Below are 20336 nucleotides of genomic sequence, written 5' to 3' on the forward strand. Positions count from 1 at the left end.
CTGAGGTTCAACTTTCAGAATCTCCTGGCCTGCAAATTCGGCGACGGAGACGTAATCACTGCTGAGAAGATAATACTCGGTATCGTCCTTTTTCAGTGGAAAAGGATCCTGATATACAAATGGTTTATTCGACATTGTGCTCTCACTTACTGCCTGGATGATTATAATTCGGGCAGACACTCCATTTGCCCGTAGAAAAGCGAGTCAGTTGATTTTACACAATTCTTTAACAAAAACTGAGACAAAGACGACTTTTTCTTCTCCCCGGTTGCTTATCGCCCGTTTGCTGGTTTAATAGAGAGAATAATTATCAAGTGGAACAGGGATTGAGAATGCAAAAACTCATCAACTCAGTGCAAAACTACGCCTGGGGAAGTCACACCGCCTTAACCGAACTGTATGGAATTGCCAATCCAGACAACCTGCCGATGGCCGAACTGTGGATGGGAGCGCATCCGAAAAGTAGCTCGCGGATTCTGGATACTACCGGTCACCAGCGTTCGTTGCGCGAAGTGATCGACAGCGACAAAGCGGCCCTGCTCGGCGCTAAAGTGGCTGAGCGCTTCGGTGAACTCCCTTTCCTGTTCAAAGTTCTTTGTGCTTCACAGCCGCTGTCGATTCAGGTTCATCCAAACAAACAAGCTTCAGAGGTGGGATTCGCGAAAGAGAATGCCGCCGGGATCCCGCTTGATGCCGCTGAGCGTAACTATAAAGATCCGAATCACAAGCCGGAGCTGGTTTTCGCCCTGACGCCGTTCCTCGCGATGAACGCCTTCCGCGAATTTGCCGAGATCGTGAACCTGTTGCAGCCAGTGGCCGATGCTCATCCGGCTATTGCCCAGTTCCTCGCACAGCCGGACGAAGAGCATCTGCGTAAGCTGTTTGCCGGCCTGCTGAATATGAAAGGAGAACAGAAGACGCATGCGCTAAGCGTCCTGCAGGTCGCGCTGGATAACGAACAGGGCGAGCCGTGGCAGACTATTCGCCTGATTGCCGAATTCTATCCAGACGATAGCGGCCTGTTCTCTCCGTTGTTGCTCAATGTCGTCAGGCTTAATCCGGGTGAGGCGATGTTCCTGTTCGCGGAAACGCCGCACGCCTACCTTCAGGGCGTGGCGCTGGAAGTGATGGCCAATTCAGACAACGTCCTGCGCGCGGGGCTGACGCCAAAGTACATCGATATTCCTGAACTGGTGGCTAACGTCAAATTTGCAGCAAAACCGGCGAACGAGCTGCTGACTCAGCCGGTCTCCCACGGAGCGACGCTGGATTTCCCGATTCCGGTTGATGATTTTGCCTTCTCCCTGCACGATCTGTCGGCACAGGCGACCACTATCGCTCAGGATAGCGCGGCGATTCTGTTCTGCGTTGAGGGTGAAGCGGTTATCACTAAAGGCGAGCAGAGTCTGGCGCTGAAGCCGGGCGAATCGGCCTTCATCGCGTGTAACGAATCGCCAGTGCAGGTGAGCGGCTCCGGGCGTGTGGCGCGCGTGTTCAATAAGCTCCAGTAATATACTGAACTTTTTAGCCACAGTTGCCAGACTTTCCCATCATGACAACACAACCAGGTGGTACCCTCCGCCTGGTTTCATTTATGGATAAATACTATGAAAAAATCGCTGGTCGCAGCAGGAGTTATCATCGCGCTGGGCGTCGTCTGGACAGGCGGAGCCTGGTACACCGGGAAACAGCTGGAAAGCCATATTGCTGCTATGGTGCAGCAGGCTAATGCCCAGTTGCAAAATAGCTTACCGCAGGCAGGCGTGGAGCTGACTTACCAAAACTATCAGCGAGGCCTGTTCAGCAGCCATTTGCAACTGGTGGTTAAACCCATTTCCGGAAAAGAGACCGGCTGGCTCGCCGCCGGGCAATCGCTGCTTTTTGACGACGTTGTCGATCACGGCCCCTTCCCGCTGTCTTCACTCAGAAACGGCAATCTCGTCCCATCAATGGCTGCCGTCAAAACCACGTTAGTCAACAATGACACCAGCAAGGCGCTGTTCAATATTGCGAAAGGCGATACGCCATTCACCATTGATACGCGTATCGCATGGAATGGCGATAATCAGTCCGCAATTGTGCTCAAACCACTGGATTACACCAACGGTGAGGAAAAAGTCACCTTCAGCGGCGGCCAGTTCCAGTTGGATACCGACCGCGAGGGCAAAACCATCAGTCTGACCGGCGAGGCGGACAGCGGGCAGATCAACGCAGTCAACGAATATAACCAGAAAGTCCAGTTCACCTTTAATAACCTGAAGGCTGATGGCAAGACCCAATTGACCAGTTTCAACGAGCGCATTGGCAAACAAACCCTCGCGCTGGAAAAGATGTCAATTGGCGTTGAAGGCAAAGAGCTGGCGCGGTTTGAAGGAATGAAAATCGATGGCAATTCTTCGCTGACCACCGATGGTAAAGGCATTAATAGTCAACTGGATTACACCGTGAACAGCCTGAAACTGCAAAATCAGGATATCGGTGGCGGCAGGTTAACCGTGAAACTGGACAATATTGATGGCCAGGCTTTCCATCAGTTCAGTCAAAAATACAATGCCGAAGCGCAGGCGCTGATGGCGGACCCGCAACTGGCGCAGAACCGCGATCTGTATAATCAGGCGCTGGTAAAAACGTTTTTAAATTTGCTGCCGATGATGCTCAAAGGCACTCCGTCACTGACCATTTCGCCGCTGAGCTGGCACAATGCGAAAGGCGAAACCACCTTAAACCTTTCGGTTCTGTTGAAAGATCCGTCGCTGATCACCGCGCCGCCGCAAACCCTGGCGGATGAAGTGGATCGTAGCGTTAAGTCCCTCGACGGCAAGCTGGTGATCCCGGTAGCGATGGCGACAGAGTTTATGACCCGAATTGCCGGGCTTGAAGGCTACCAGCCGGCAGACGCCGCCAAACTGGCAGATCAGCAGGTGAAAGGCCTGGCGGCTATGGGGCAGATGTTCCGTATTACCACCATGGAAGATAACGCCATTACCACCAGCCTGCAGTACGCTGATGGCCAGGTGACGCTCAACGGGCAGAAAATGCCGCTGGATGAGTTTGCCGGGATGTTTGGATTAGGGCTTCCGGTATCTGAGCCAGCAGCGCCGCAAGAAGCGGTTCCGCCAGCCGCTTCACAGCAGTAAGCAACGAATAGCCCCTTACGAGGGGCTATTTCCGGGTAACCAGTCGGGGGGACATTATCTGATTTCTGGCCGTTCCCTGCCCCTCTGTCATACGCCGTAAAATACAATCCGCCAGGCTTTTTCCCATTTCACGCGCAGGGGTTATCACCCAGGTCAGCGGCAGATCGTCCAGCGCGGCTTCGGGTAATTCGGCAAATGCCGCCAGCGCGACGCGCTGTTCAAAATAGCTTTCAACACCATCTTCGCCGCTCTGCCGCCCGGCGCGCATCAGACCAAACCATGCACCGGTAGCAATCACGCTGTTGTAGCATAACACCGCGCTAATCGTTGGATTTTTCCGTAACAGAGCCGTCATCGCTTCTGCCGCCTGCTTCTGGCTCGCATCACACTCAATCACCCATTCGCTATGAAACGGCAGACCATATTTCAGCAAAGTCGCACAGTAGCCGCCTACCCGCTCGGCACGAGTTAAAGATGAACTTTGTCCTCCCAGCCATGCAATGCGCTGATGCCCACGGCGGATCAGATGTTCGGTGACGATTTGAGCCGCCTGCATGTTATCCGGACGGATCAGATCGACATCGTCGAGATAGCTGGCTCGGGAAGCAAATACCAGCGGCATGCCAGCCTCCGCCGCCCGATCGCGCAGTTCCGCGCCCTGGTCAATCGCCCCGGCAATCACAACGCCATCAACGCCTTGCGATACCAGGGTATCAAAACGCTGGAGCATTTTTTCACCACAATGCCCTCCCTGAGTCAGGAAAACCATTTTGCCCTGAGACTCAAGCGCATCGGTCAATCCGGCAGTCATTTCCGCATAGAACGGTTTCGACAGATCGCTGACAATCAGGCCGATAACGCCACTCTGCCCGCCGCGCAGAGATGCCGCCTGCCGGTTACGCACAAAGCCTAATTGCTCAATCGCATGATTGACACGCTCGCCGGTTGCCGACGAGATACGTCCTTTGCCGCTCAGCACCAGCGATACCGTACTGACCGATACCCCCGCCGCCTGCGCGACATCATTAATGGTGATTTTCTTCGCGATAGCCATAACTTCAGGCCGACTCCCTTTGGCTGTCGATAAAACGTTTTATCATCATGCTCTCTTTATAAACCTTATTATCGCTTGAATATGTGATTTTTATCGCACTAAAAAAAGGTAAAACGTTTTATCTTGCCGTCACGTTACCTCCTACCAATAACATAAAGAACCGGGATTCGTGTTATGACGACGAAAACAGCAACCAAAATTACGATGTGGGAATTTTTCCAGCAGTTAGGGAAAACCTTTATGTTGCCCGTGGCGCTCCTCTCCTTTTGCGGGATCATGCTGGGGATCGGCAGCTCTTTAAGTAGCCATGATGTTCTTACTCTCCTGCCATGGCTGGATCTGCCGCTGCTACAGGCGGTGTTTGTGTGGATGAGTAAAATCGGCTCATTCGCCTTCAGCTTTCTGCCCGTGATGTTCTGTATCGCCATTCCATTGGGTCTGGCCCGTGAAAACAAAGGCGTTGCCGCTTTCGCTGGTTTTGTTGGTTATGCCGTCATGAACCTCGCGGTTAACTTCTGGCTGACAGCAAAGGGGATTCTGCCAACCACCGATGCTGCTGTTCTTAAAGCCCATAACATTCAGAATATTATTGGCATTCAATCCATCGACACCGGGATCCTCGGCGCGGTGATCGCCGGGATCATCGTCTGGATGCTGCATGAGCGTTTTCACACTATCCGTCTGCCGGACGCGCTCGCCTTTTTCGGCGGCACCCGTTTTGTGCCGATCATTACCACCGTGGTTCTCGGCTTAATCGGCCTCGTTATTCCTCTTGTATGGCCGGTATTCGCTATGGGCATAAATGCTCTCGGCCGCATTATCAATAGTGCGGGTGATTTTGGCCCGATGATTTTCGGCACCGGGGAACGGTTACTCCTCCCTTTCGGCCTGCACCACATCCTGGTGGCGCTGATTCGTTTTACCGAAGCGGGAGGAACGATGGACGTTTGCGGTCACAGCGTCAGCGGCGCGTTGACTATTTTCCAGGCGCAGCTGAGCTGTCCGACCACCCACGGCTTCTCTGAAAGCGCAACCCGTTTCCTTTCACAAGGAAAAATGCCGGCATTCCTCGGCGGTCTGCCGGGTGCGGCGCTGGCGATGTATCACTGCGCTCGCCCGGAAAACCGCCATAAAATTAAGGGGCTGTTGATTTCCGGCGTCATCGCCTGCGTGGTTGGCGGCACCACTGAACCGCTGGAGTTTTTATTCCTGTTTGTCGCTCCGGTGTTGTACGTTATCCACGCCTTGCTGACCGGTCTTGGCTTCACCATGATGGCTGTCCTCGGGGTTACTATCGGCAACACCGACGGTAACATTATCGACTTTGTGGTCTTCGGCATTCTCCATGGCCTGTCCACCAGGTGGTACATGGTACCGGTTGTCGCGGCAATCTGGTTTGCGGTTTACTACGGCATCTTCCGTTTCGCCATCACCCGCTTTAACCTGAAAACGCCAGGGCGCGATGTTGAAACTCATAGTACATTTGAGAAGGCCGTCACCAGCGTCACCGGAAAATCAGGTTATAACGTTCCGGCAATTCTGGCGGCGCTCGGCGGCGCGGAAAATATCGTTTCTCTCGATAATTGCATTACCCGTCTGCGCCTGTCAGTGAACGATATGAGCAAAGTCGATAGTGCTGCGCTGAAAGCGAATCGCGCTATCGGTGTTGTGCAGCTTAACCAGCACAACCTGCAGGTGGTTATTGGCCCGCAGGTACAGTCTGTGAAAGATGAAATGGCCGTCCTGATGAATACCGTCGAGGCATAAGCTCCGCCCCCTCTGTCATGAGGGGGTGATGATTAAGGAAATTCTGATGTTTGATTTTTCAACACCGGTTGATCGTCATGGAACTTGGTGTACGCAGTGGGATTATGTTGCCGATCGCTTTGGCGCGGCCGATCTGTTGCCGTTTACTATCTCAGATATGGATTTCACCACCGCGCCTTGCATTCTTGATGCCGTCAGCAAACGGCTGGCGCACGGCGTTTTTGGTTATAGCCGCTGGAAAAACGAGGAATTTCTCAACGCGGTGACGCATTGGTTCGCCAGCCGTTTTCATAGCCCAATCGACCGCGAAGTCATTGTTTACGGGCCATCGGTTATCTATATGGTGGCGGAGATGATTCGCCAGTGGTCAGAGATCGGTGACGGTATCGTGGTACACACGCCGGCCTACGACGCCTTTTATAAAACCATCGAAAGCAACCAGCGGCGCCTTGTCCCGGTTCCGCTAACGCGCAATAACAATCAGTGGCACTGCGATATGGCGCAGATGGAACGGGTACTGGCTGAGCCGCGCAATACCGTACTGCTGCTGTGTAGCCCACACAACCCGACCGGCAAGGTGTGGACCGGCGAAGAGCTCGCAATCCTGTCACGGCTGTGTGAAAAGCACGGCGTGAAAGTGATTAGCGACGAGATCCATATGGATATGGTGTGGGACGGGCATCAGCACACGCCGTGGTGCGATGTCGCCCGCAGCCCGTGGGCGCTCTTCACTTCCGGCTCGAAAAGCTTCAATATACCGGCTTTTACTGGCGCATACGGGATGATTGACGATCCCGCCGTGCGTGAAAGCTATCTACATGCGCTTAAAAACCGCGATGGCCTCTCTTCTCCTTCCGTGCCGGCGCTGGTCGCGCATATTGCTGCCTATCGCGAAGGCGCGCCCTGGCTGGATGCCCTGCGTGGATACCTGCAAGAAAATATGCGCTATATCGCCCACCAGCTGAATCAGGCGTTTCCTGAACTGAACTGGCGCCCACCGCAGGCAACTTATCTGGCGTGGATTGATCTGCGGCCGCTGGCCATTGATGACCGCTCCCTGCAAAGAGCGTTAATTGAGGAGCAGAAGGTCGCCATCATGCCCGGCGACACCTACGGAGATGAGGGAAAGGGTTTTGTCCGCCTGAACGCCGGGTGCCCGCGCGCGAAGCTGGAAAAGGGTGTACAAGGGTTGATTGCCGCCCTGCGCGGGTTGCATTAACTGAGGAACGCGGAGACGGTTCAGCGCTTAACTCATCGCGCAAACGGTGATTGATATCAGGGTTTGTAAAGGCCACCAACAACAGTGAGTGGCCTTTGGTATGCGCTTTATTGTTCAATTTGATCCTGTCGAGTGTTTTTAGGCACTAAGCAGCGTATTATCGCATCTCTTCAACCCGCTACGGGTAATACCTTCTGAGTTCAGAGGCATTTTCATGAAATGGCAACAATTCAAACAAACATGGATGATTAAATTCTGGTCACCCGTTCCCGCTGTTATCGCTGCAGGCATTCTCTCCACCTACTACTTCGGCATTACCGGCACCTTCTGGGCCGTGACCGGTGAATTCACCCGCTGGGGCGGGCAATTACTGCAACTGGTCGGCGTGCATAGTGAAGAATGGGGCTACTATAAACTGATTCATCTTGACGGCACACCGCTCACCCGAATCGATGGCATGATGATTATCGGCATGTTTGGCGGCTGTTTCGCCGCCGCACTGTGGGCGAATAACGTTAAGCTACGTTTTCCCCGCAGCCGGATTCGTATTCTTCAGGCCGTCGCTGGCGGGATTATCGCCGGTTTCGGCGCCCGTCTGGCAATGGGCTGCAATCTGGCCGCCTTCTTCACCGGTATTCCGCAATTTTCTCTGCACGCCTGGTTTTTTGCTATCGCGACCGCCATCGGCACCTGGTTCGGCGCTCGCTTTACGCTCCTGCCCGTCTTTCGTATCCCGGTTAAGATGCAGAAAGTGTCGCAAGCGTCACCGCTGACGCAAAAACCTGACCAGGCTCGACGTCGTTTCCGCTACGGGATGGTGGTCTTTTTCGCCATGATCGCCTGGGGGCTGTTGACTGCGGCTAACCACCCCAAACTCGGTATGGCGCTGTTGTTTGGCGTAGGATTCGGGCTGCTTATCGAACGGGCGCAAATTTGTTTTACTTCCGCCTTCCGCGACATGTGGATCACCGGTCGCACCAATATGGCGAAAGCGATTATTTTCGGTATGGCCGCCAGCGCTATCGGTATCTTCAGCTACGTGCAACTGGGTATGGAACCGAAAATTATGTGGGCGGGGCCGAATGCGGTTATCGGCGGTCTGTTATTTGGTTTCGGCATTGTGCTGGCAGGCGGTTGCGAAACCGGCTGGATGTATCGTGCGGTAGAGGGCCAGGTGCATTACTGGTGGGTTGGTCTGGGCAACGTTATCGGATCAACTATCCTCGCATACTACTGGGACGGACTCTCTCCGGCGCTGGCCACGCACTGGGATAAAGTCAACCTTCTGGCGGCCTTTGGCCCTTTCGGCGGCCTGCTGGTGACCTATCTTTTGTTACTGATCGCGCTGATACTGGTTATCGTCTGGGAAAAGCGTTTTTTCCGCCGGAAACCCTTTGCCACAACGGCCATTAAGGAGACAGCATGAAAACTTTCGTTCCTGATTATCGCCTTGATATGGTTGGCGAACCCTGCCCTTATCCGGCTATCGCCACCCTTGAAGCCTTGCCTTCATTAAAGAAAGGCGAGATTCTGGAAGTGGTCAGCGACTGTCCCCAGTCGATTAACAATATTCCGCTGGATGCGAAAAATCACGGCTATACGGTACTTGATATTCAACAGGACGGGCCAACCATCCGCTATTTGATTCAAAAATAGCGATAAAAAGCCGGTAGCGAGCTACCGGCTTCAGATTGCTAAAAAAGTGTCTTTTTCTGTAATTTCCCGGCAGCGCTTCGCTTGCCGGGCCGACAAAAAATCCTGTATTTAACCTTAACGCTACCAGCCTTTAACCGCATCGCCTTTGTACAGTGTTTCTGCAGCGGTTGCGACTTCATCGCTTTGATAGGCTTTAACCAGATTTTTCACTTTTTCGCTGTCTTTATTTTCGATCCGGCTGGCAAAAATATTCACATAAGGTGAATCTTTACTTTCAACAATCAGACCGTTACGCGACGGCGATAACCCCACCTGACTGGAAAAAGTGGTGTTAATAATCGCCAGCGTTATCTGCTTATCGTCCAGCGAACGAGTGAGCTGCGGCGCTTCGATCTCGATGATTTTTAGCTTTTTCGGGTTGCTAATGATATCCAGCGACGTTGGCAACAGCCCTACGCCATCCTTAAGCTTTATAAGCCCCTGTTTTTGCAAAAGAAGCAGTGAACGCCCGAGATTGGTGGGATCGTTCGGCACCGCGACCTGCGCACCATCCGGCAGTTGCGCGATCGCGCTGATTTTCTTCGAGTAGGCAGCTATCGGATAAACGAATGTCCTGCCGACCGGAACCAGCTTATAACCGCGCTCCTGAATCTGTTTGTCGAGATAGGGCTTGTGCTGGAAAGCGTTGACATCCAGATCGCCATTGTTGAGCGCCTCGTTGGGCTGAACGAAATCAGTAAAGGTCACCACCTCAACGTCGAGGTTGTACTTCTCTTTCGCCACCTTCTGCGCCACCGCCCATACATCCTGGTCAACGCCAGCCATGATGCCGACTTTGATATGATTAGGGTCCTGCTCTCCCGGTTTGCAGGCAGCCAACAGCAGCGTACTGGCTACAACCAGCGGTACCGCGAATTTCTTTAACGTGAAAATCATATTCCCAGAGTCCTTTTTAAAATAGCCCGCTACTCAGCGCGGGGAAAAATAGCACTGGAGACTATAGAAAATTTGACAGGCAAAATTAAATACGGATTGACTATGATTAATAGCGTTTTGCTATGAACAATTTCCTTGCCAGAATAATTTTCATCCTGGCTATCCGCGCCACCGCCGGCATACAGATAACGTGAAGTATGACGACGATATGACTCTGATGTACAATGGTGCGCACTTTAACTAAAAAGAGTGCGCCCATGATTGATTTAACTTTGCCATTAACCGACATCCATCGCCACCTTGATGGCAATATCCGGGCCCAAACCATCCTCGATCTTGGCCGTCAGTTTAACCTGCCTCTTCCGGCAACCACTCTCGACACACTGCGTCCACATGTACAGGTCACCAGCAATGAGCCTGACCTGGTCAGCTTTCTCTCTAAGCTTGACTGGGGGGTGAAAGTGCTGGCCTCTCTGGAAGCCTGCCGCCGCGTCGCTTATGAAAACCTCGAAGATGCCGCGCAAAACGGCCTGCATTATGTCGAACTCCGCTTCTCTCCACGCTATATGGCAATGACCCACCAGCTCCCGGTAGCGGGCGTTGTGGAAGCGGTGATCGCTGGCGTAAAAGAAGGCAGCCGCGACTTTAACGTCGAAGCGCGGCTGATCGGTATCCTGAGCCGCACCTTCGGTGAAGCGGCCTGTCAGGAAGAACTGGAAGCCCTGCTCGCCCATCGTGAAGGCATTACCGCCCTTGATCTGGCCGGGGATGAACTCGGCTTCCCTGGACATCGGTTTATCGACCACTTTAGCCGCGCGCGTGATGCAGGCTGGCGTATCACCGTACATGCGGGCGAAGCGGCTGGACCGGAAAGCATCTGGCAGGCAATTCGCGAACTCGGTGCGGAACGTATTGGTCACGGCGTAAAGGCGGTGCAGGATCCGGCGCTGATGGATTTTCTTGCCGCACAGAGAATCGGTATTGAGTCCTGCCTGACGTCAAATATTCAGACCAGCACCGTGCCATCGCTGGCTCAGCATCCGCTGAAAACCTTCCTGGAACAGGGTGTACTGGCCTGTATTAACACCGATGATCCCGCCGTTCAGGGCGTCGATATTATCCACGAATATACCGTCGCTGCCCCGGCTGCCGGGCTGAGTCAGGAGCAGATTCGCCAGGCGCAGATCAATGGCCTGGAACTGGCGTTTTTAAGCCAGCAAGAAAAAAACGCGCTCATTGCGCACGTACGGCAAAGCGCATAGTCGCGCCATTCCCCGTTCCTGGACGGGGAATGCGCTTTTCAGGAGCGAGAGGCACGCCGTACCGTTAATTCAGGCACAGCGTCGCCCGGTGCCTTGCCGACTCCAGCCCAAGTTCTATCAACTCCATTATCTGGATAGCCTGACTCGCCGGGACCGGATTATCACCTACGCCATTAAGGGCGTCGCGAATGGCGGCATAATATGCGGGATAATTTCCCGGCTGCGTGAGCCACGACGCTTCGGTTCGCTCTTCACCGTCTACCCGAGTCAATACCCCATCGCGCATATCGTATCCCCAGTCCTCTTGCGGCAGGCGTTCACCGCTTTTCAGCCGCGCCTCCTGCGGGTCGAGGCCATATTTAACATAGCTTCCCCGTGAGCCATGAATAATATAACGAGCCGTTTCCGCCGCTGCCAGCAACGTGCCGTGCAGCACCACACGGCGCTGTGGATAAGCTAACACGGCATGAAAATAGTCGGTGGACTGGGAGCCCGGCCGCAATTGCGCCAGATCGACGCTCAAGCTGACCGGCAGGCCAAAGAGATTAATCGCCTGATCGAGGAGGTGCGGGCCAAGATCGTACCAGATACCGCTACCTGGCCCGCCTTGTTCGCGCCAGCGATTACGCACCTGCGGACGATAGCGATCAAAATGCGATTCAAAATAGCCGATTTCACCGAGTAAACCGTCATTAATCAGCGCCTTCACCGTGAGAAAATCGCTATCCCAGCGACGATTATGGAAGACGGACAGCAGCCGCCCTGTAGCTTTCGCAATAACCTCAAGCTCACGAGCTTGTGACAGTGTCACGGTAAAAGGCTTATCCACCACAACGTGCTTCCCCGCTTCCAGCGCGGCTCTGGCCAGCGGAAAATGGGTATCGTTTGGCGTAGGAATAACCAGTAGATCCAGCGTTGGGTCGTGAAAAAGTTGCGCTGGCTGCGACACCACCTTCACCATCGGCCAGTCAGCCAGAACCTTGCTTTCATCACTGCTGGAAATCGCTGCCAGCGTCATTCCCGGTGTACCGCTGATCAGTGGCGCATGAAAAGTTTTACTTGCATAACCGTAACCGATTAATCCCACCCGAATAGCATCACTCATTTCTCGGCCCCTTTATCGAAAGATAATTTTGTCACCATAACCTCCGCATCAGCCAGCTCCTGCCGACGGGTTAGACTAATTGCAATTGCTCACCTTTACGCCAGTTGTGCAACAATAATCCGCTACCACTTGCGTTGTTTCAGTCATTTAGTACCATTCTGGTCTGGTTCACTGCTGTTGTAGAGTTATGGAAAACGTTTTTAATCGTATTGTAGAACTTATTGGCTGGATTGTTTTGGGCGTTTCATCCTTGCTTTTAGTTATTGCTCACCATATTGATAACTACCAATCTCCGCCTGCCGTTGATGCTGCCCGGACAACGCCGTTAGCGAAATAAAGCCGTTCCGCTTCGCCGCCGGGCAATCGCTTCAGAAACGGACTGTCCGGCGGCGTGCTTAATGGTGACAACAGCGGTATACGCCGTTCAACAACCAAACCTGGCGCGCAAATGGAAAAAGCGTTTTTTGCGACCAAAACGTTATTGCCAGCCGAGGCGAACAGCGTTAATCTTCTCTTCCAGGCGCCACCCGGCGCCTGATTCAGTTCTGGAATATTCTTAAATTTCTTTTTACCAGGCCAGAAACATCATCTGTTCTTGTCATAGGTATTTACAACCGAAATAATTCCATACAGTCAGCCCGAAAAGGAACTGCTGGTTGAGAACAGGTTTACTAAGAATTGGTATATTCTACTTTTTATTCCCATTATAAAATGGATACGCAAATGACCGTTCAGGACTACTTATTAAAATTCCGTAAAATCAGTTCACTGGAAAGTCTGGAAAAACTTTTTGACCATCTCAACTATTCCCTTACCGACAGTGAAGAGATCGTCAACATGTATCGCGCCGCCGATCATCGTCGGGCGGAGCTGGTTTCCGGCGGTAAATTGTTCAACATAGGCGAAGTCCCTAAATCCGTCTGGCGCTACGTGCAATAAAAGACGGTAATCATTCATGCCCGTTGCTTATACTTTCCGTCCGGCGTTTTATTTACATTGACTAAATAATTTACCTTTGCGGACAAAAAATACGCAGGCGCTTTTTAAACAACGCGGTGCACCCCAAAAACGAGAAGGGCATCACCGGCCGAACGGCATGATAAATCAGCCGGAAGCGGATTAAACACGACTTGCGGCGGCCCGAAGGGCGAAACCCATGGATGGGGTGAATAACCGTAATCAAGAAACACCACACCCCGCAACCCGAAGTATGGCGGGAATCATTTGCATTGAATTCAGGAGTCACAATGTCCTCGCACTCTGCGGAACGTATTGGCGGATGGCTACTTGCGCCGCTGGCATGGCTACTGGTTGCCTTACTTAGCGCCTCATTATCATTGCTTATTTTTGCTCATGCGCTGATCTCTTCTCAGACTTATGCATTACTGAGCGATATGAGTAGCGGACATCTTGCGCTGTGGATTGCATCGCTGATATTCGCCGCTGCCATGTGGTATTATACGCTGTGGCTGACCATTGCCTTCTTCAAACGGCGGAAAATTGTGCCAAAACACTATATCATCTGGTTACTGATAACCCTGTTGCTGGCGATAAAAGCTTTCGCTTTCTCTCCGGTGACGGATACTCTGGCGCTGCGCCAGCTACTGTTCCCCCTGCTTGCTGCGGCGCTGCTGGCGCCTTACTTCAGGCGCTCCCGGCGCGTTAAGCGAACCTTTGTGAATCCGTAATAACCACACAGTTAACCTATTGTCGCCGGTATTGATTTATTCGATAATAGCGGGCTATTTCTATTTCAGGTCGAATGATGGCTGATTATTTACTGCTCTTTATTGGCACTGTCCTTGTTAACAACTTCGTGCTGGTGAAGTTCCTTGGATTGTGCCCGTTTATGGGGGTTTCCAAAAAACTGGAAACCGCGATGGGGATGGGTCTCGCCACCACATTTGTGATGACCCTGGCCTCGATTTGCGCCTGGCTGATCGATACCTGGATCCTTATCCCGCTCGACCTGATCTACTTGCGCACGCTGGCTTTTATCCTCGTCATCGCCGTCGTGGTGCAGTTCACCGAGATGGTGGTACGCAAAACCAGCCCGGCACTGTATCGCCTGTTAGGCATTTTCTTGCCGCTAATCACCACCAACTGTGCGGTGCTTGGCGTTGCGCTGTTAAACATTAACCTTGGACATAATTTCCTGCAATCAGCGCTGTACGGCTTCGCTGCCGCGGTAGGCTTTTCATTGGTGATGGTGCTGTTCGCCGCCATTCGCGAACGTCTGGTGGTTGCGGATGTTCCGGCCCCCTTTCGCGGCAATGCGATTGCATTGATTACCGCCGGTTTAATGTCTCTGGCATTTATGGGCTTTAGTGGTTTGGTGAAGTTGTAATGAACGCTGTCTGGATAGCCGTGATCGCGCTTAGCCTGCTTGGTCTGATTTTCGGCTTAATTCTGGGATACGCCTCACGCCGTTTCGCGGTGGAAGATGACCCGGTGGTTGAAAAAATCGATGCGGTGCTCCCGCAGAGCCAGTGTGGTCAGTGCGGTTACCCTGGCTGCCGCCCCTACGCGGAGGCCGTTGGCACCCAGGGAGAGAAAATTAACTGTTGCGCACCCGGTGGCGAAGCGGTGATGCTCAAAATCGCCGAACTGCTGAACGTTGACCCGCAACCCATTGATGGCGATGAACAAGAGTCAGCGCCTGCCCGAATGCTGGCAGTAATCGACGAAGCGAACTGCATCGGCTGCACGAAATGCATTCAGGCCTGTCCTGTCGACGCCATTGTCGGCGCGACCCGCGCCATGCATACGGTGATGAGCGACATCTGCACCGGGTGTAATCTTTGCGTGGCCCCTTGTCCGACGCAATGTATCGAATTGCGCCCGGTTGCCGCGACGACAGCAAGCTGGAAATGGGATCTTCAAACCATTCCGGTACGCAATATTCCTGTGGAACAACATGTTTAAGTTATTTTCCGCTTTTCGCAAAGACAACATATGGGATTTCAACGGCGGCATTCATCCGCCTGAAATGAAAACCCAGTCCAACGGTACGCCGCTGCGCCAGGTTCCTCTGCCGCAGCGTTTTGTCATTCCGTTGAAACAACATATTGGCGATGAAGGGGTTTTGTGCGTACAGCCTGGCGATCGTGTGCTGCGCGGCCAACCATTGACGCGCGGCTGGGGCAAAATGCTGCCCGTTCACGCCCCGACCTCCGGTACGGTGACGGCTATCGCGCCCCACTCGACCGCCCATCCTTCTGCGCTGGCGGAGATGAGCGTCATTATTGATGCCGACGGCGAAGATCGCTGGATTGAACGCGACGGCTGGAGTGATTACCAGAATAGATCCCGTGAAGAGCTGATTGAGCGCATTCATCAGTTCGGCGTCGCCGGTCTGGGCGGCGCCGGTTTCCCGACCGGATCGAAGCTGCGCGGTGGCGGCGATAAAATTGAGACATTAATTATCAACGCCGCCGAGTGCGAGCCCTATATCACCGCCGATGATCGCCTGATGCAGGACTGTGCGGCGCAGATTGTTGAAGGTATCCGCATCCTTGCCCATATCCTGCAACCGCGTCAGGTGCTGATCGGTATTGAGGATAATAAACCGCAGGCGATTTCAATGCTGCGGGCGGTACTGGCCAACACGCATGGTATTTCACTGCGCGTGATCCCGACAAAATACCCCTCCGGCGGCGCGAAACAACTGACGCAAATTCTGACCGGGAAACAGGTACCTCACGGTGGCCGCTCCTCCGATATCGGCGTGTTAATGCAAAACGTCGGCACGGCCTATGCGGTAAAACGCGCGGTGGTGGACGGTGAACCGCTGACAGAACGCGTTGTAACGCTCACTGGTGAAGCGGTTGCGCGTCCGGGTAACGTCTGGGCGCGTCTCGGTACCCCGGTCAGCCATCTGCTAAAAGACGCCGGTTTCTGTCCCGGCACTGAACAAATGGTCATTATGGGCGGCCCGTTAATGGGCTTTACCCTGCCCTGGCTCGATGTGCCGGTGGTAAAAATCACCAACTGCCTGCTCGCGCCATCGGCCAGCGAAATGGGTGAAGCGGCGGAGGAAAAAGGCTGCATCCGTTGCAGCGCTTGCGCTGACGCCTGCCCGGCCGATCTCCTGCCGCAGCAATTATACTGGTTCAGTAAAGGCCAGCAGCACGACAAAGCCATCAGCCACAATCTGCAAGACTGCATTGAGTGCGGCGCCTGCGCCTGGGTATGCCCGAGTAATATCCCGCTGGTACAGTATTTCCGTCAGGAGAAAGCCGAGATCAGCGCCATTGCGCAAGAAGAGAAGCGCGCAGCGGAAGCAAAAGCGCGCTTCGAAGCGCGACAGGCGCGTCTGGAGCGAGATAAAGCAGCGCGTCTGGCGCGTCATAAGCAAGCAGCCGTACAACCGGCAGCCAAAGATCAGGATGCCATCAATGCCGCCCTCGCCCGCGTGCGCGACAAGCAGCGTGATGCTGCGCAGCCGATAGTGGTGCAGCCAGGTGCAAAACCGGATAACAGTGAAGCTATCGCCGCGCGTGAAGCCCGTAAGGCCGAGGCTCGCGCCCGCAAGGCGGCGCAGCTGACGGCTGCGGCTGAACCCGCCGCAACCGAACTGCCCGCTGCCGACGTTGACCCGCGTAAAGCCGCCATCGAAGCCGCCATTGCCCGGGCGAAGACGCGTAAAGTAGCGCAGCAGACCGAGGCGGCTGAGCCTGCTGCAACCGAACCGCCCGCTGCTGACGTTGACCCGCGTAAAGCCGTCGTCGAAGCCGCCATTGCCCGCGCTAAAGCGCGTAAAGCAGCGCAGCAGGCCGAGGCGGCTGAGCCCACCGCAGCTGAACCGCCCGCTGCTGACGTTGACCCGCGTAAAGCCGCCGTCGAAGCCGCCATTGCCCGCGCTAAAGCGCGTAAAGCAGCGCAGCAGGCCGAGCTAACTGAGCCCGCCGCAACCGAACCGCCCGCTGCCGACGTTGATCCGCGCAAAGCCGCCGTCGAGGCCGCCATTGCCCGGGCGAAGGCGCGTAAAGCAGGGCAACAAAATGCAGTTCCCACGTCGGCAGCCAATGACGACGCCCGTAAAGCGGCAGTCGCTGAAGCAATCGCCCGCGTTCAGGCCCGGAAAGCATCCCGGCAGGCAGTTAACGAGGATTAAATGGTTTTCAGAATCGCAAGTTCCCCTTATACCCACAATCAGCGCCAGACTTCCCGCATTATGCTGCTGGTGCTGCTCGCCACCGTACCTGGTATTGTGGTTCAGACCTGGTTTTTCGGCTGGGGCACGGTATTACAAATTATCCTCGCCGCTTTAACGGCCTGGGGCGCCGAAGCCGCCATCCTCAGGCTGCGTAAACAAAATATTCCCGCGATCCTTGCTGACAATTCAGCGCTGCTGACCGGTCTGCTGCTGGCGATCAGTATCCCACCCTTTACCCCATGGTGGATGATTATCTTAGGTACAGCCTTCGCAGTGATTATTGCCAAACAATTGTACGGCGGTTTGGGTCATAACCCATTTAACCCGGCGATGATTGGCTATGTAGTGCTGCTGATCTCCTTCCCCGTACAGATGACATCCTGGCTCCCGCCGCACGAGATCGCCGCGACTATTCCGGGCTTCCGTGATGCACTGCATATTATTTTTACCGGGAGCACTACCACGGGCGGCGATATCAATAGCCTGCGGATCGGCATTGACGGCATCAGCCAGGCGACGCCGCTGGATACCTTTAAAACGTCGCTGCATGCGGGTCATCAGGTAAAAGAGATCCTGCAATATCCTATTTATGGCGGTGCACTGGCTGGCCTCGGCTGGCAATGGGTCAATGTGGCCTGGCTGGCGGGCGGCGTGTTCCTGCTTTGGCAGAAGGCCATCCGCTGGCATATTCCGCTGAGCTTCCTGCTAAGCCTTACCGTTTGCGCCACATTGGGATGGTTATTTTCACCGGATAGCCTCGCCTCGCCGCAGATTCATCTGTTGTCCGGCGCGACCATGCTGGGCGCATTCTTTATCCTGACCGACCCGGTGACAGCCTCCACCACCAATCGGGGACGTCTGATTTTTGGCGCCCTGGCAGGGCTTTTGGTATGGTTGATTCGCAGCTTTGGCGGTTATCCTGACGGTGTGGCCTTTGCCGTGCTGCTGGCGAATATTACCGTTCCGTTGATCGATCACTACACGCGCCCGCGCGTGTACGGCCACCGCTGAGGACCCGAACATGTTAAAAAGCATGCGTAAACACGGTATCACGCTGGCGCTCTTTGCCGCAGGGTCTACCGGGCTGACGGCGGCCATCAATGAACTGACCAAAAGTACAATTGAAGGCCAGGCCAGCCTGCAGCAAAAAGCCCTGTTCGACCAGGTGATGCCCGCGAATCTTTACAACAACGATTTGCTGAAAAACTGCTACCTGGTTAGCGCGCCGGCACTGGGTAAAGGCCAGCATAAAATATGGATTGCGCAAAACGATGGGCGGCCAGTAGGGGCAGTGATGGAAGCCACCGCGCCGGACGGCTATTCTGGCGCTATTCAGCTCCTGGTCGCCGCTGATTTTAACGGTACGGTGCTGGGAACCCGCGTCACAGAGCATCACGAAACGCCGGGGCTGGGTGATAAAATCGAACTCAGAATTTCTGACTGGATCACCCTGTTTGCCGGTAAAGTGATCCACGGGCCCAGCGACAGTCACTGGGCGGTAAAAAAAGATGGCGGCGATTTTGACCAGTTTACCGGGGCCACGATTACTCCCCGCGCGGTGGTCAACGCCGTTAAGCGCGCCGGGCTCTATGCCCAAACGCTGCCGACGCAGATTTCCGCATTCACGTCCTGTGGAGACTAGACCATGAGTGAAGTAAAAGACGTTATTGTTCAGGGGTTGTGGAAAAACAACTCCGCACTGGTCCAGTTGCTGGGGATGTGCCCTCTGCTGGCCGTCACCTCTACCGCCACCAACGCCCTTGGGCTTGGGCTGGCGACCACCCTGGTACTGACGCTGACGAACCTGACCATCTCCAGCCTGCGCCGCTGGACGCCTGCGGAAATCCGTATTCCGATTTACGTGATGATCATCGCGTCGGTGGTGAGCGTGGTGCAGATGTTAATTAATGCTTACGCCTTTGGCCTTTACCAGTCGCTGGGGATCTTTATCCCGCTTATCGTCACCAACTGCATTGTGGTCGGGCGCGCGGAGGCCTTCGCCGCGAAAAACAACCCGGCGCTGTCAGCGCTGGATGGATTTTCAATCGGAATGGGGGCAACCTGCGCCATGTTTGTCCTCGGTTCAATGCGCGAAATTCTTGGGAACGGCACCCTGTTTGACGGCGCCGATAGCCTGCTCGGCAGTTGGGCCAAAGCGCTGCGGATCGAAGTATTTCATACCGACACGCCGTTCCTGCTGGCGATGCTGCCGCCGGGCGCATTTATTGGCCTCGGCATGATGCTGGCGGTAAAATATCTCATTGATGAACGTAGCAAACAGCGCAAAGCAAACGCGGTACAAACCGGTATCGCCGCACCTACTGATGTGACGGGAAAAGCATAGGATGAATAAGAGTAAACGCCTTGAGATCCTCATCCGACTCAGGGATAACAACCCGCACCCCACTACCGAACTGAATTTTAACTCGCCGTTTGAGTTACTCATCGCCGTACTGCTCTCAGCACAGGCGACCGATGTCAGCGTCAATAAAGCGACGGCAAAACTTTATCCACGCGCCAACACCCCTGCGGCGATGCTGGAGCTGGGCGTTGAGGGTGTAAAATCGTATATCAAGACCATCGGTCTTTTTAACAGCAAAGCGGAAAATGTCATTAAAACCTGCCGGATCCTGCTTGAACAGCATAATGGTGAAGTACCGGAGGATCGGGCGGCGCTTGAGGCGCTACCTGGCGTCGGGCGAAAAACCGCCAATGTGGTGCTGAATACCGCTTTCGGCTGGCCGACGATTGCCGTCGATACGCACATTTTCCGCGTTTGTAATCGGACACAATTTGCGCCGGGCAAGAACGTTGAGCAGGTCGAAGAAAAGCTGTTAAAAGTCGTTCCTGCCGAATTCAAGGTAGATTGCCACCATTGGTTAATTCTGCATGGTCGTTACACCTGCGTTGCCCGCAAACCGCGCTGCGGCTCCTGCCTGATCGAAGACCTTTGTGAGTTCAAAGAGAAGGTTTATCCCTGAAAGCAGACAGAGCCATCACCCGCCGTTTGGCAATGGCTCTGTTTAGCGACGCATTTTTATG

Annotated in this window: 21 protein-coding genes; 17 read left to right on the forward strand and 4 right to left on the reverse strand. The window is 54.2% G+C overall.

Features of this window, described 5'->3' with window-relative positions; all coding sequences use genetic code 11:
• A partial coding sequence (locus ABK821_RS22615) for a hypothetical protein (RefSeq protein WP_308561560.1) occupies positions 1–135 on the reverse strand: 135 nt, incomplete at its 3' end.
• A gap of 197 nt (positions 136–332) precedes the next feature.
• On the opposite strand from ABK821_RS22615, the gene manA reads away from it, so the two are divergent.
• Together manA and ABK821_RS22625 are read left to right on the forward strand one after the other, a co-directional pair.
• Entirely contained in the window at positions 333–1511 is a 1179-nt protein-coding gene (gene manA, locus ABK821_RS22620; RefSeq protein WP_142501367.1) for a mannose-6-phosphate isomerase, read from the forward strand.
• Positions 1512–1607: 96 nt separating this feature from the next.
• Positions 1608–3137 carry a YdgA family protein gene (locus tag ABK821_RS22625; RefSeq protein WP_343178314.1) on the forward strand — a complete coding sequence of 510 codons (1530 nt, stop codon included), beginning with the start codon at positions 1608–1610 and terminating at the stop codon, positions 3135–3137.
• Between the two features lie 25 nt (positions 3138–3162).
• Here ABK821_RS22625 and ABK821_RS22630 read toward each other — a convergent pair whose 3' ends face one another.
• A complete protein-coding gene (locus ABK821_RS22630) occupies positions 3163–4191 on the reverse strand; it encodes a Mal regulon transcriptional regulator MalI (RefSeq protein ID WP_138358933.1) in 1029 nt (342 codons plus the stop codon).
• A gap of 174 nt (positions 4192–4365) precedes the next feature.
• Between ABK821_RS22630 and malX the strand changes: the two genes are divergently transcribed.
• From malX to yedF, 4 genes are all read left to right on the forward strand, one after another.
• Positions 4366–5958 (forward strand): maltose/glucose-specific PTS transporter subunit IIBC, encoded by a 1593-nt coding sequence (gene malX / locus ABK821_RS22635; RefSeq protein ID WP_138358931.1) that lies wholly within the window; start codon positions 4366–4368, stop codon positions 5956–5958.
• Between the two features lie 46 nt (positions 5959–6004).
• The gene (locus ABK821_RS22640) at positions 6005–7177 is read left to right on the forward strand and encodes a MalY/PatB family protein (RefSeq protein WP_138359025.1); all 1173 of its coding nucleotides are present in this window, start codon (positions 6005–6007) and stop codon (positions 7175–7177) included.
• A gap of 214 nt (positions 7178–7391) precedes the next feature.
• On the forward strand, positions 7392–8603 hold the full coding sequence (yedE, locus tag ABK821_RS22645; RefSeq protein WP_138358929.1) for a selenium metabolism membrane protein YedE/FdhT: 1212 nt from the start codon (positions 7392–7394) through the stop codon (positions 8601–8603).
• A complete protein-coding gene (yedF, locus tag ABK821_RS22650) occupies positions 8600–8833 on the forward strand; it encodes a sulfurtransferase-like selenium metabolism protein YedF (RefSeq protein ID WP_138358927.1) in 234 nt (77 codons plus the stop codon). The genes yedE and yedF overlap by 4 nt, the downstream gene beginning before the upstream one ends.
• A gap of 120 nt (positions 8834–8953) precedes the next feature.
• On the opposite strand, the gene metQ is transcribed toward yedF, so the two are convergent.
• A complete protein-coding gene (metQ, locus tag ABK821_RS22655) occupies positions 8954–9769 on the reverse strand; it encodes a methionine ABC transporter substrate-binding lipoprotein MetQ (RefSeq protein WP_138358925.1) in 816 nt (271 codons plus the stop codon).
• Between the two features lie 257 nt (positions 9770–10026).
• Here metQ and add point away from each other — a divergent pair, with 257 nt between their 5' ends.
• Positions 10027–11031 (forward strand): adenosine deaminase, encoded by a 1005-nt coding sequence (gene add / locus ABK821_RS22660; RefSeq protein ID WP_138358923.1) that lies wholly within the window; start codon positions 10027–10029, stop codon positions 11029–11031.
• A gap of 64 nt (positions 11032–11095) precedes the next feature.
• Here the strand turns inward: add and ABK821_RS22665 are convergent, their stop codons facing one another.
• Positions 11096–12136: an oxidoreductase gene (locus ABK821_RS22665; RefSeq protein ID WP_138358921.1), complete on the reverse strand. Its 1041-nt coding sequence runs from the start codon at positions 12134–12136 to the stop codon at positions 11096–11098.
• Between the two features lie 187 nt (positions 12137–12323).
• Between ABK821_RS22665 and blr the strand changes: the two genes are divergently transcribed.
• The 10 genes from blr to nth all read left to right on the forward strand — a co-directional run bounded on the left by blr (position 12324) and on the right by nth (position 20275).
• Positions 12324–12473, forward strand: coding sequence for a division septum protein Blr (gene blr / locus ABK821_RS22670; protein WP_138358919.1), 150 nt, complete (start codon positions 12324–12326; stop codon positions 12471–12473).
• 386 nt (positions 12474–12859) lie between these two features.
• Complete coding sequence (gene ydgT / locus ABK821_RS22675) at positions 12860–13075, forward strand: transcription modulator YdgT (protein ID WP_138358917.1); 216 nt, start codon at positions 12860–12862, stop codon at positions 13073–13075.
• A gap of 308 nt (positions 13076–13383) precedes the next feature.
• The gene (locus ABK821_RS22680) at positions 13384–13824 is read left to right on the forward strand and encodes a DUF2569 domain-containing protein (protein WP_138358915.1); all 441 of its coding nucleotides are present in this window, start codon (positions 13384–13386) and stop codon (positions 13822–13824) included.
• Between the two features lie 77 nt (positions 13825–13901).
• Positions 13902–14483, forward strand: a complete 582-nt coding sequence (rsxA, locus tag ABK821_RS22685; RefSeq protein WP_138358913.1) for an electron transport complex subunit RsxA — start codon at positions 13902–13904, stop codon at positions 14481–14483.
• Positions 14483–15061, forward strand: coding sequence for an electron transport complex subunit RsxB (gene rsxB, locus ABK821_RS22690; protein WP_343178313.1), 579 nt, complete (start codon positions 14483–14485; stop codon positions 15059–15061). Before rsxA ends, rsxB begins: the two co-directional genes overlap by 1 nt.
• Positions 15054–17252, forward strand: a complete 2199-nt coding sequence (gene rsxC / locus ABK821_RS22695; RefSeq protein WP_138358909.1) for an electron transport complex subunit RsxC — start codon at positions 15054–15056, stop codon at positions 17250–17252. Before rsxB ends, rsxC begins: the two co-directional genes overlap by 8 nt.
• A complete protein-coding gene (gene rsxD, locus ABK821_RS22700; RefSeq protein ID WP_142501373.1) occupies positions 17253–18305 on the forward strand; it encodes an electron transport complex subunit RsxD in 1053 nt (350 codons plus the stop codon).
• Positions 18306–18315: 10 nt separating this feature from the next.
• Positions 18316–18936, forward strand: a complete 621-nt coding sequence (rsxG, locus tag ABK821_RS22705; RefSeq protein ID WP_138358905.1) for an electron transport complex subunit RsxG — start codon at positions 18316–18318, stop codon at positions 18934–18936.
• 3 nt (positions 18937–18939) lie between these two features.
• Positions 18940–19638: an electron transport complex subunit E gene (locus ABK821_RS22710; protein ID WP_138358903.1), complete on the forward strand. Its 699-nt coding sequence runs from the start codon at positions 18940–18942 to the stop codon at positions 19636–19638.
• A 1-nt stretch (position 19639) separates the two neighbouring features.
• On the forward strand, positions 19640–20275 hold the full coding sequence (gene nth, locus ABK821_RS22715) for an endonuclease III (protein ID WP_138358901.1): 636 nt from the start codon (positions 19640–19642) through the stop codon (positions 20273–20275).
• The last annotated feature ends 61 nt before the right edge of the window (positions 20276–20336 follow it).

It is taken from the genome of Klebsiella sp. KE9456, from assembly GCF_043832615.1.
Taxonomy (GTDB): domain Bacteria; phylum Pseudomonadota; class Gammaproteobacteria; order Enterobacterales; family Enterobacteriaceae; genus Klebsiella; species Klebsiella indica.

Coding starts and splice junctions, on each gene's coding strand:
- manA (WP_142501367.1), top strand. CDS start 333: ATGCAAAAACTCATCAACTCAGTGCAAAACTACGCCTGGGGAAGTCAC.
- ABK821_RS22625 (WP_343178314.1), top strand. CDS start 1,608: ATGAAAAAATCGCTGGTCGCAGCAGGAGTTATCATCGCGCTGGGCGTC.
- ABK821_RS22630 (WP_138358933.1), bottom strand. CDS start 4,191: ATGGCTATCGCGAAGAAAATCACCATTAATGATGTCGCGCAGGCGGCG.
- malX (WP_138358931.1), top strand. CDS start 4,366: ATGACGACGAAAACAGCAACCAAAATTACGATGTGGGAATTTTTCCAG.
- ABK821_RS22640 (WP_138359025.1), top strand. CDS start 6,005: ATGTTTGATTTTTCAACACCGGTTGATCGTCATGGAACTTGGTGTACG.
- yedE (WP_138358929.1), top strand. CDS start 7,392: ATGAAATGGCAACAATTCAAACAAACATGGATGATTAAATTCTGGTCA.
- yedF (WP_138358927.1), top strand. CDS start 8,600: ATGAAAACTTTCGTTCCTGATTATCGCCTTGATATGGTTGGCGAACCC.
- metQ (WP_138358925.1), bottom strand. CDS start 9,769: ATGATTTTCACGTTAAAGAAATTCGCGGTACCGCTGGTTGTAGCCAGT.
- add (WP_138358923.1), top strand. CDS start 10,027: ATGATTGATTTAACTTTGCCATTAACCGACATCCATCGCCACCTTGAT.
- ABK821_RS22665 (WP_138358921.1), bottom strand. CDS start 12,136: ATGAGTGATGCTATTCGGGTGGGATTAATCGGTTACGGTTATGCAAGT.
- blr (WP_138358919.1), top strand. CDS start 12,324: ATGGAAAACGTTTTTAATCGTATTGTAGAACTTATTGGCTGGATTGTT.
- ydgT (WP_138358917.1), top strand. CDS start 12,860: ATGACCGTTCAGGACTACTTATTAAAATTCCGTAAAATCAGTTCACTG.
- ABK821_RS22680 (WP_138358915.1), top strand. CDS start 13,384: ATGTCCTCGCACTCTGCGGAACGTATTGGCGGATGGCTACTTGCGCCG.
- rsxA (WP_138358913.1), top strand. CDS start 13,902: ATGGCTGATTATTTACTGCTCTTTATTGGCACTGTCCTTGTTAACAAC.
- rsxB (WP_343178313.1), top strand. CDS start 14,483: ATGAACGCTGTCTGGATAGCCGTGATCGCGCTTAGCCTGCTTGGTCTG.
- rsxC (WP_138358909.1), top strand. CDS start 15,054: ATGTTTAAGTTATTTTCCGCTTTTCGCAAAGACAACATATGGGATTTC.
- rsxD (WP_142501373.1), top strand. CDS start 17,253: ATGGTTTTCAGAATCGCAAGTTCCCCTTATACCCACAATCAGCGCCAG.
- rsxG (WP_138358905.1), top strand. CDS start 18,316: ATGTTAAAAAGCATGCGTAAACACGGTATCACGCTGGCGCTCTTTGCC.
- ABK821_RS22710 (WP_138358903.1), top strand. CDS start 18,940: ATGAGTGAAGTAAAAGACGTTATTGTTCAGGGGTTGTGGAAAAACAAC.
- nth (WP_138358901.1), top strand. CDS start 19,640: ATGAATAAGAGTAAACGCCTTGAGATCCTCATCCGACTCAGGGATAAC.